This is a genomic window from Sulfitobacter sp. HI0129, assembly GCF_001635395.1.
GTDB lineage: Bacteria > Pseudomonadota > Alphaproteobacteria > Rhodobacterales > Rhodobacteraceae > Sulfitobacter.
In genome coordinates, this window is the sequence record NZ_LWGH01000560.1 from 1 (window position 1) to 1,625 (window position 1,625).

A 1,625-nucleotide genomic window follows, 5' to 3' on the forward strand; every position below is an offset into this window, starting at 1 on the left:
TGACGGGGGCGGCGGTGCTGCACCTGCTGTTCGACCTGCCGCTGCACCACGATGACGGGCGCGCCCATTTCTGGCCCCTGACAGGCTGGATATTCGAAAGCCCCTACAGCTATTGGGACCGGTCGCACGGCGCGCTCTGGATCGCGCCGCTGGAGGCCGCACTCGCATCCGTCTGTGCCGTCATCATCTGGATACGCCGCCCGGGCTGGGTGCTGGCGGGCGTTACCGCGCTGCTGCTGGCGGCGGAATTGATGGTGGGGCAGGTCTGGCTGTTCGTGTTCGGCAACTGAGGGGGGCGCAAACGAAATGCGCGGCCCCGGAGGGCCGCGCATTTCAATGAAGTCATGCGGTGAGGATCAGGCCGCTTCGGCCTGCTGGGCGGCGTGGCGCCGCTCCGATTCCTCGCGGGACAGTGCGACGGATGTCCGCACGCCCTTGCCGACGAATTCCATCAGCCCGGCCACCACACGCTCGTTGGGGTCGATGCCGGCGCAGCTCAGCACTTCGCGGCCATCGCGGGAGCGCGCCCAGCGGGCGATCTGTTCGGGACCGTTGCCGTATTTCTTGTCGTCGGCAATGGCATCATCCAGCGCCGCCAGTACGACGGCGGCGAAAAGTTTGCGGGCACGGTTGCCTTGCTCGTTGTTAAAGGCAGTGCCATCAACGAAATCCTTCATCTCGTCGTCCTTTCGTTTATTCTTGCTCTTGTCATTTCGGCGTGGCGCCCCTTATGACCGAACGTTTGCGATTCGGATACAGCTAGATTGCATATCACTATTGCAAATGCTGCATACCTCGCTGCACGTGCAGCACGAAATCCGCCGGGTTGCGGGGAGTCCTACCCCGATATATAGGGTGGGTCGATACATCATCAACCTTTTGCCATGGTTCTGCCACATGCCTAAAATCAATGGAAACGAGATACGCCCCGGCAACGTGCTGGAACACAACGGCGGCCTTTGGGCGGCGGTCAAGGTCGACCACGTGAAGCCCGGAAAGGGCGGCGCCTTTGCGCAGGTCGAGATGCGCAACCTGCGAAACGGCTCCAAGCTGAACGAGCGTTTCCGCAGCGCCGACAAGGTCGAGCGTGTGCGTCTGGAGCAGAAAGATCAGCAATTTCTTTATGAAGACAACGGGATGCTGGTCGTCATGGATACCGAGACCTATGAGCAGGTCCAGCTTTCTGCCGATCTGCTGGGCGACCGTCGCCCCTTCCTGCAGGACGGGATGATGATCGTGGTGGAATACCACGAGGAGGAGGCGCTGAACGCCTCGCTGCCGCAGAAGGTCACCTGCAAGATCGTGGAGACCGAGCCGGTGGTGAAGGGCCAGACGGCGGCCAACTCCTTCAAGCCCGCGCTGCTGGACAACGGCGTGCGCGTGTCGGTTCCCCCCTTCGTCGGACCGGACGAGGACATCGTGGTGAACACCGAAACCATGGAATACGTCGAACGCGCCTGACGTGACGTCACGACGTCTGAGCGCCCAGAGGCCCCGGTGAAACGCCGGGGCTTTTTGCGTTGGAGGGGGCGGGCGTTCGTGGAGTCGGGGGGAGCCTACCTCGCCGGCGCGCGTGATCGCGGCGGCGGAAGCCTCCGGCGGGGATTTTGAGCCATTTGGAAGCA

2 protein-coding genes and 1 pseudogene are annotated in these 1,625 nt (G+C 62.8%); 2 read left to right on the top strand and 1 reads right to left on the bottom strand.

The genetic code is table 11. The annotated features are described in order from the left end of the window. Window positions 1-290: pseudogene (locus tag A3764_RS25715) on the top strand (cobalamin biosynthesis protein CobQ); the annotation flags it as partial. Between the two features lie 66 nt (window positions 291-356). On the opposite strand, the gene A3764_RS15055 reads toward A3764_RS25715, so the two are convergent. Then, window positions 357-677, bottom strand: a complete 321-nt coding sequence (locus tag A3764_RS15055; protein WP_067923603.1) for a DUF6280 family protein — start codon at window positions 675-677, stop codon at window positions 357-359. Window positions 678-897: 220 nt separating this feature from the next. On the opposite strand from A3764_RS15055, the gene efp reads away from it, so the two are divergent. Continuing rightward, window positions 898-1,461 carry an elongation factor P gene (efp, locus tag A3764_RS15060; RefSeq protein WP_067923600.1) on the top strand — a complete coding sequence of 188 codons (564 nt, stop codon included), beginning with the start codon at window positions 898-900 and terminating at the stop codon, window positions 1,459-1,461. Window positions 1,462-1,625: the final 164 nt, after the last annotated feature.

What these genes read in the sequence shown, in the direction of transcription:
- efp (WP_067923600.1), top strand. Translation starts at nt 898, where the DNA reads ATGCCTAAAATCAATGGAAACGAGATACGCCCCGGCAACGTGCTGGAA.
- A3764_RS15055 (WP_067923603.1), bottom strand. Translation starts at nt 677, where the DNA reads ATGAAGGATTTCGTTGATGGCACTGCCTTTAACAACGAGCAAGGCAAC.